Source organism: Pseudomonas protegens, assembly GCF_003732485.1.
Taxonomy (GTDB): Bacteria; Pseudomonadota; Gammaproteobacteria; order Pseudomonadales; family Pseudomonadaceae; genus Aquipseudomonas; species Aquipseudomonas protegens_B.
On sequence record NZ_MOAK01000045.1, the window covers coordinates 144,769 to 152,187 of the forward strand.

The 7,419-nt window shown below is 65.3% G+C and carries 9 protein-coding genes and 1 pseudogene; 5 read left to right on the forward strand and 5 right to left on the reverse strand.

Annotated features, from left to right (window positions below; genetic code table 11):
* Positions 1 to 401: DJ-1/PfpI family protein (locus tag BLX41_RS35110; protein WP_259744720.1), on the reverse strand; the 401-nt coding region annotated here is incomplete at its 3' end.
* Positions 402 to 493: 92 nt separating this feature from the next.
* Between BLX41_RS35110 and inhA the strand changes: the two genes are divergently transcribed.
* Positions 494 to 1,180, forward strand: coding sequence for an isonitrile hydratase (gene inhA, locus BLX41_RS11525; RefSeq protein WP_123724971.1), 687 nt, complete (start codon positions 494 to 496; stop codon positions 1,178 to 1,180).
* A 23-nt stretch (positions 1,181 to 1,203) separates the two neighbouring features.
* On the opposite strand, the gene BLX41_RS11530 is transcribed toward inhA, so the two are convergent.
* Both BLX41_RS11530 and BLX41_RS11535 read right to left on the reverse strand, forming a co-directional pair.
* Positions 1,204 to 1,548: an antibiotic biosynthesis monooxygenase family protein gene (locus BLX41_RS11530; protein WP_123724972.1), complete on the reverse strand. Its 345-nt coding sequence runs from the start codon at positions 1,546 to 1,548 to the stop codon at positions 1,204 to 1,206.
* Between the two features lie 25 nt (positions 1,549 to 1,573).
* Positions 1,574 to 2,206 carry a LysE family translocator gene (locus BLX41_RS11535; RefSeq protein WP_123724973.1) on the reverse strand — a complete coding sequence of 211 codons (633 nt, stop codon included), beginning with the start codon at positions 2,204 to 2,206 and terminating at the stop codon, positions 1,574 to 1,576.
* Positions 2,207 to 2,293: 87 nt separating this feature from the next.
* Here BLX41_RS11535 and BLX41_RS11540 point away from each other — a divergent pair, with 87 nt between their 5' ends.
* A complete protein-coding gene (locus tag BLX41_RS11540) occupies positions 2,294 to 3,619 on the forward strand; it encodes an aminotransferase-like domain-containing protein (protein ID WP_123724974.1) in 1,326 nt (441 codons plus the stop codon).
* Between the two features lie 368 nt (positions 3,620 to 3,987).
* On the opposite strand, the gene BLX41_RS11545 is transcribed toward BLX41_RS11540, so the two are convergent.
* Together BLX41_RS11545 and BLX41_RS11550 are read right to left on the reverse strand one after the other, a co-directional pair.
* Positions 3,988 to 4,791: an aminoglycoside phosphotransferase family protein gene (locus BLX41_RS11545; RefSeq protein ID WP_123724975.1), complete on the reverse strand. Its 804-nt coding sequence runs from the start codon at positions 4,789 to 4,791 to the stop codon at positions 3,988 to 3,990.
* A gap of 114 nt (positions 4,792 to 4,905) precedes the next feature.
* A complete protein-coding gene (locus tag BLX41_RS11550; protein WP_123724976.1) occupies positions 4,906 to 5,364 on the reverse strand; it encodes an SRPBCC family protein in 459 nt (152 codons plus the stop codon).
* Between the two features lie 193 nt (positions 5,365 to 5,557).
* On the opposite strand from BLX41_RS11550, the pseudogene BLX41_RS11555 reads away from it, so the two are divergent.
* From BLX41_RS11555 to BLX41_RS11560, 3 genes and pseudogenes are all read left to right on the forward strand, one after another.
* Positions 5,558 to 6,379: pseudogene (locus tag BLX41_RS11555) on the forward strand (ADP-ribosylglycohydrolase family protein); the annotation flags it as partial.
* A 51-nt stretch (positions 6,380 to 6,430) separates the two neighbouring features.
* Positions 6,431 to 6,880 carry a GFA family protein gene (locus tag BLX41_RS35115; protein ID WP_311197481.1) on the forward strand — a complete coding sequence of 150 codons (450 nt, stop codon included), beginning with the start codon at positions 6,431 to 6,433 and terminating at the stop codon, positions 6,878 to 6,880.
* 36 nt (positions 6,881 to 6,916) lie between these two features.
* A complete protein-coding gene (locus BLX41_RS11560; RefSeq protein ID WP_123724978.1) occupies positions 6,917 to 7,315 on the forward strand; it encodes a lysozyme inhibitor LprI family protein in 399 nt (132 codons plus the stop codon).
* The last annotated feature ends 104 nt before the right edge of the window (positions 7,316 to 7,419 follow it).

The following is a 7,419-nucleotide window of genomic DNA, read 5'->3' on the forward strand; positions in this document are numbered from 1 at the left end:
TGGGTCACTACCCGGCGCCCGTCCAGCCAGCCGCTGGCGGCCAGCACAAAGGCCCCGGTGCAGACCGAGGCCACCCGCCGCGAGGCCGCTGCGCGCTCGGCGACCCAAGCCACCAGTTCCGGGTCCCGGGCCGCCTCGTAGACGCCCCAACCGCCGGCAATGATCAAGGTATCGCAGGCCACCTCCGGCGCCGGCAGGGCATCGGCCAGCAGCGCCAGCCCCGATGAGCTCAGGGTCGCGCCGCCCGGGTTGGCAATGACCCGGGGGTGGTAGGGCAAGGGCAAGCCCAGGTCACGGGCCCGGTCATTGGCCGAGGCGAACACCTGCAACGGGCCGGTGACATCCAGCAACTGGGCATTGGCGAAGGCCAGGACAAACACGTTTTTCGCGGAGCTGGGCATGATTGGCGTAAATCGAGGGCAGGTTGGCGTATGCGCCAAATCCTAGAACGCTAGAGTCAAGCCGTCCACCCCACCCACACAAGGAACAGGCCATGGCAGTGCAGATAGGTTTTCTGTTGTTTCCAGAGGTTCAACAACTGGACCTGACCGGTCCTCACGACGTGCTGGCATCGCTGCCGGATGTACAGGTGCACCTGATCTGGAAGGAAACGGGCCCGGTGATCGCCAGTTCCGGCCTGGTGCTGCAGGCCACCACGAGCTTTGCCGACTGCCCGCCCCTGGATGTGCTCTGCATTCCCGGGGGCGCCGGGGTCGGGCCCTTGATGGAAGATCCCCAGACCCTGGCGTTCATCCGTCGGCAAGCGGCCCGGGCGCGGTATGTGACGTCGGTGTGCACCGGCTCCCTGGTGCTCGGCGCCGCCGGACTGCTTCAGGGCAAGCGCGCCACCACCCACTGGGCCTACCACGAACTGCTGGCGCCCCTGGGGGCGATCCCGGTGCGCGAGCGGGTGGTGCGTGACGGCAACCTGCTGACCGGCGGCGGCATCACTGCCGGCATCGACTTCGCCCTGACCCTGGCCGCCGAACTGTTCGACGCTGCCACCGCGCAGCGGGTGCAACTGCAGCTGGAGTACGCCCCGGCGCCGCCGTTCGAGGCCGGCAGCCCGGATACCGCCCCGGCCAGCGTGGTGCAAGAGGCCCGCAGCCGGGCAGCGGACTCCCTGCACAAGCGCCGGGAGATCACCCTACGGGCGGCTGCCCGACTGCAAGCCGGCTGAGCCCCGCCACAGCCCCCCGGCCCTCAGGCGCGGCGTACCTGTCCCTGGCGATCATTGCTCAGCAACTGAGCAATGGCGCCGTCACCATAAGTGCGTTCGACTTTGGAAATCACCACCTGATAACCGGCGTACCAGCGCCGGTACTGGCGCTTGGCTTCCAGGTGCCTGGGGTGACGGGCAAAGGCCTGGATCGAAGCCTCATCCTCCCAGTAATAACTGGCATTGATCAGCGCCTGATCCGCGCTGGTCCAGGATTGGGCGCCGACAAAGCCCGGCAAGCTGATAGCAATTTCGTCGATCAGCGCGCTGAGGCGATGGAACTCCTCGTCCCGCTGGCCCGGCTTATAGATAAAGGCGGCGATGTACATGCTTGAACTCCGTTGAGGTGATAAGTCAGACCGGCCGGGCCAACAGTGCCAGACGCAAGGCCAGCGCCAGCAGCACCGCCGCCAGCAGCCAGGATTGCAGCCGGGCAAAACGTGCCGTCGTGCCGGAAAAGCTCCGTGTCAGGAGCGCGCCGAAGATCCCCAGGCTGGTGTGAAAGATCCCGCTGACCAGGGTCAGCAACAGTCCCAGGACAACCAGCTGCCAGGCGATGCTGCCGTGATCCGGCCGGACGAATTGCGGCAGGAACACCATGAAAAACAACAACGCCTTGGGATTCAGCAGGCTGTTGTACAGGGCCCGGACAAACACCGTGGACAGCGGTACCCGGGCGGCATCGACGAGGTTCAAGGCGCCGTTACCCGCCAGGGCTTTCCAGGCCAGCCACAGCAGGTAGGCGACCCCGGCATAGCGGAGCAGGTCGAACGCCGGCGGCCAGCTGGCCACCACGGCGGTGACGCCTGTGGCCGTGAGCAGGGTCAGGCCGACATCCGCTGCACCAATCCCCAACCCCGACGCCACCCCACCGCGCCAGCCATAGGCCACGCCATGGCTGATGACAAAGGCCATGTTCGGCCCCGGCGACAGCAGTAACAGCAGCACGGCGCCCAGGAAGATCGACAGAGTGGAAAGGTCCGGCATGTGCGCGCTCCTGCGCAAAAGCCGCTAGATTAGGCGCCCTATCTGATACAAACAAAAAAGTGTTCTAGATACACAAGGTGGCCGAGCATGCGCCGTACCCGCTACAAAACCCTCGTCGATCACTTCGCCCGGCGTATCCGTGGCGGCCAGCTCTGCCCGGGCACCCAACTGCCCACGGTGCGCGCGCTGATGGCCAGCGAGCAGGTGGCCCTGGCCACGGCGCTGCGGGTGTATCACGAGCTGGAGGCCATCGGCCTGGTGGTGGGCGAACCCGGGCGCGGCACCTTTGTCCGCGACACCAGCCTGCCCCGGGGCATGGGTCTGGAACAGCACACCGCCGGCGCCGCCTCGGTGGACTTGTCGTTCAACTACCCATCCCTGCCCGGCCAGGCGGAAAGCCTGCGCGAGGGCCTGCGGGCGATTGCCGCCTCCGGCGACCTGGATGCCCTGCTGCATTCCGCGCCCCAGGGTGGGCGTCCCCATGAGCGCCAGACCGCTGCGCGGCACCTGCGCAACCGTGAGATCCGTGTCGCCGCCGAGCAGGTGCTGATCGTCAACGGCGCCCAGCAGGGGCTGGCGGTGAGCCTGCTGGCGCTGCTCCAGCCCGGGGATATCCTGGCGGTGGACGCCCTCACCTACCCGGGGCTCAAGGCGCTGGCCCAGGTCCAGCGCCTGGACCTGGAACCACTGCCGCAATACAACGGCCAGATGGACCTCGACGCCCTGCAGGCCCTGTGCCGACGGCGCCCGGTGCGGGCGCTGTACTGCATGCCGACCCTGCATAACCCGCTGGGCACGGTGATGCCCCTGGCCGAGCGTCAGCGCCTGGCGCAACTGGCCCGCGAGCATGACCTGCTGCTGATCGAGGACGGCGCCTACGCCTTCCTCGCCGAACCGGCACCGCCGCCGCTGCAGACCCTGGCCCCGGAGCGCACGCTGTACATTTCCGGGCTGTCGAAAAGTGTCGCCTCGGGATTGCGCCTGGGGTTTGTCGTCGCGCCGCCGGAGATGATCCCGGCCCTGGAGCGGGCCATTCGCGTGTCTACCTGGAGCACCCCGTCGCTGACCGTGACCCTGGGCTGTCGCTGGATCGAGTCGGGGCTGGTGGACAGCCTGGAAGAGCAGAAGCGCAACGATGCCCGCAGCCGCCAGCAGCTGGCCAGGCGGGTACTCAAGGACTGCGATGTTCAGGCCTGGCCATCGTCGTATTTTCTCTGGCTGAAATTACCTGAAGGCTTGCGAGCCGAGGCTGTGGTGTCGGCCCTGGAGCATCAGGGGGTGACGGTGACTTCGGCAGCACCCTTCGCCACCACCGCTCACGTGCCCCAGGCCTTGCGGGTGGCCCTGGGCTCCATTGGCCTGCCGCTGCTGGAACAGGCCCTGGTAAAAGTCCGCAACGAAGTCACCCGCTGAGCGTGCGCGCTCCGGGCTGCGGCCAGCACATCACCCGCCGAACTCAACCACTATTCGTAGGTGCCGGCTTGCCGGCGAAAGCGATCTGAGGAGCCCCTTCGCCGGCAAGCCGGCTACAGGGTTATCGAGGGCTGCGGTACTGGAAAATGCAGACGAAAAAAAACCCGCCGAAGCGGGTTTTTTCCAAGACCATCATGACTTCCTGTCTGCAGCATCCGTGCTAATGGTCGATCTTCCTTGATCCTGAGCGCTTCCTGCGCTGCAGTTGTGGGAAAGAAGATTAAACACAAAGCCCGGTGCGCAGAAGGCGCATTGAATTACAGCGCGTGTAGGAAATTCGCTATAGCTCACTTACGCAAACCCCTAGCTCAACACTCCAGTGCTTGAACGGCCAAAGCCGCGAGTTTGAGCTGGTGGCGGGCTCCCGCCTGGTGATCATCCTGGAGGAACCAGGCGGCGGACAGGCCACTGAATGCCAGCACCCATTGCACCAGGCGTCGAGGATCGAGCTGCGCCGCCGCGGCGATCACCTGGACCTGCCGGGCAAATCGCAGTGGATCGGTGGCGCTGGGCAAGTCCGGATTGCAGATCAGGTTGGCAAAGTCGAAGGTGCGCTCGCCGTGTACGCGCTTTGGATCGATGACCCGCCAGCCGCCCTCGCCGAAGTCCAGCACATTGTCGTGGTGCACATCGCCGTGCAGTACCACGGGGTCTCGAGGCGCGGCCAGCAGGTGCTCGGCCATGGCCAGGCTATTGAGCAACAAGCCGCCCTGCTGTTGCGCCGCCTCGCGCAAATCCTTGAACCAATGATCCAGGGGCAGCAACGCCGGCAAGGGTTGCGCACGTGGCGCATGCAGGCGCGCCAGCGTGGCGCAGACGATATGGCTGACGGCATCGTGCTCGCCCGCCAGGGCCATGCGCATCAATGAACGCGGTCCCAGCGCACGCTCCATCAACAGCGCTTCATCCTCCTGGGCATAAACCCGCGCCGCGCCCTCCCCGGCCCACCAGGCCATCAGGCGGTTGCCGCCCTGCTCGTCCTCATCCAGGGCGATCTTCAGCATCGCTGGCGCGCCGTCTTCCAGGCGTACGGGCAGCAAACGGCTGCCCGAAGTGACGATGGCCTCGCCATCGGGCAGCAGACGCCAACGTTCGATATAGGTTGCGAACAAAAGAACAGCTCCAAGCGGTAAGCGGTAAGCGGTAAGCGGTAAGCGGTAAGCGGTAAGCGGTAAGTTTCAAACACCACGACTCGATCCGCAATGTGCCGCTTGCCACGAACGACTTCAGCGCAGCTGCAAGTGGTTTTCTATATTGCTCATCTGCTCGTCCCAGCCGCGACTGTTCATGCGAAAAGCCTTGAGCCGGCGCTCGCTGGGAATGCCGTCGAAGCCCGATTCGATCACCCGTAGCAAGGTGCCACCGCCATGCTGTTCCAGTTCGAACTGCACCAGGGTGGTGGGCTCCGCCGAGTAGTCATGGGCCGGGTCAACGGCATAGGGATGCCAGCGAAAGGAAAACAGCTCCTCGGGCAGCATCTGTTCCACCTGCACATCCCAGGTCAGGTGTTCATAACCTGGGTAAGTGACGGCGCCCCGAGCGCGTTGGCCGGGTGCGAAATGCTGGCCCTGCAGGGCCACGCCAAACCAGCGACCGAAGGTCTCGGCTTCGCTCAGCGCCGTCCACACCTGGGCTGGGCTGGCATGGAGCAGGATCTTGCGTTCGATGCGATCTGAAGAGTTCATGGATCACCTCCAGTGATGAGCACTAGCTCTGTACGGAAACTACCTGATCATCGTTCGGCGGGTTTTCGTACAGACCTTAGACCTCTGTGAATCCAACGCAACCTTTATCTGGCCGAAGGCGCGACTGATCGTCCCCAACGAAAAATGCTACTGTCGCCGGCGCCACTGCACCTCTCTTCGCAAAGGATCTGCCATGCCCCTCTCCCTGATCGACCGCTACCGCGGCAGCCTGCTGGGCCTGGCCTGTGGCGACGCGGTCGGCACCAGCGTCGAATTCAAGCCCCGTGGCAGCTTCACGCCAGTCACCGATCTGCTGGGCGGCGGCCCCTTCAACCTCAAGCCCGGACAGTGGACCGACGACACCTCCATGGCCCTGTGCCTGGGGGAAAGCCTGCTGCGCAAGGACGGCTTCGACCCGGCCGACCAGATGGGCCGCTACCTCAACTGGTGGCAATGGGGCTACTTGAGCGCCACCGGCGAGTGCTTCGATATCGGCATGACCGTGCGCCAGGCCCTGAGCGACTTCCAGGAACATGGCCAACCCTTCGCCGGCGCAACCGACCCGCAAACCGCCGGCAATGGTTCGTTGATGCGCCTGGCGCCCGTGGTGCTGTTTCACTACCCCGACCTGGTCCGGATCCGTGAATTTGCCGGTGCCAGTTCCCGCACCACCCACGGCGCCACCGAAGCCGTCGAATGCTGCCAGTTGTTCGCCGGGCTGATCGCCAAGGCCCTGGGTGGCGCCAGCAAGGTGGAACTGCAACAGCTCGATGATCAGGCTTTCAGCCAGCCCAAGGTCACGGCATTGGCCCAGGGCGGCTACCTGGAGAAAACCCGCGAGCAGATTCGCGGCAGCGGCTACTGCGTCGACTCCCTGGAGGCCGCGCTGTGGTGCTTCCAGCACAGTGACAGCTACGCCGAAGCGGTGCTCGCCGCCACTAACCTGGGGGACGACGCCGACACCACTGCCGCCATCGTCGGTCAACTGGCCGGAGCCTTTTATGGGGTCCAGGGGATACCGCCGCACTGGCTGGCCCGGCTGCACATGGGCGATGAAATCCAGGCCATGGCCGACGACCTGCTGCAGGCCGCGCAACGCCACGCATCTGCCCGACCACTCAACGGCAGTTGCCTGTGCCAGGGCGTGCAATATCAGGTGCAACGCCTGGACATGCCCATCGGCCACTGCCATTGCCGGACCTGCCGCAAGGCCCATGCCGCGGCCTTTGCCTCCACCGCCGGGGTCATGCGCGAACACTTTCGCTGGACCCGGGGCCAGGAGCTGCTGAGGGCGTTCGAGTCCTCGCCGGGCAAGCTGCGGCACTTCTGCTCGGTCTGCGGCTCTCACCTGCTGGCGGAGCGGCCGGGCCAGCCCCACGTGATCCTGCGGGTGGCGACCCTGGACGATGATCCGGGGCAGACGCCACAGGTGCATATCTGGACCTCCCACGATGTGCCCTGGCTGGCCGACGAAGCGCTGGAGCGTTGGCCCGAGTGGCAACCCAGCCGCGACTAGACTGTTTTTTCTCATTGACCGATTGCGAGACTTTCCATGCGTCCGATCCTGCTTCTGGCCCTTGCGCCGCTGCTGCTGGCTCCATTGGCCCAGGCCTACGACTGCAACAACAGCACCCAGACCGATATGAGTCTGTGCGCCAACGCCCTGAACAAGGCCGCGGACAAGGAGCTGAATACCCTTTACCAACAGATCAACCAGCGCCTGAAAGACCAGCCACATAGCAAAAAGCTGCTGGTCAGCGCCCAACGCGCCTGGCTGGCGTTCCGCGATGCCGAGTGCCGTTTTTCCACCTCGGGGGTGGAAGGTGGCAGCCTGTATCCGGTGGCCTACAGCAACTGCATCACGGCCCTGACCAAGACCCGGGTGGAAAGCTTCAAGCAATACCTGCAGTGCGAGGAAGGCGATTTGAGCTGCCCGGTCCCCGCACGGTAGGAGCGGGCTTGCCCGCGAAAACAGCGGTGAGGACACCCTGCCGCTTGCCGGCCTGTTCGCCGGCAAGCCGGCTCCTACAGGAGCCGGTGGCTGGGGGCGGGGGC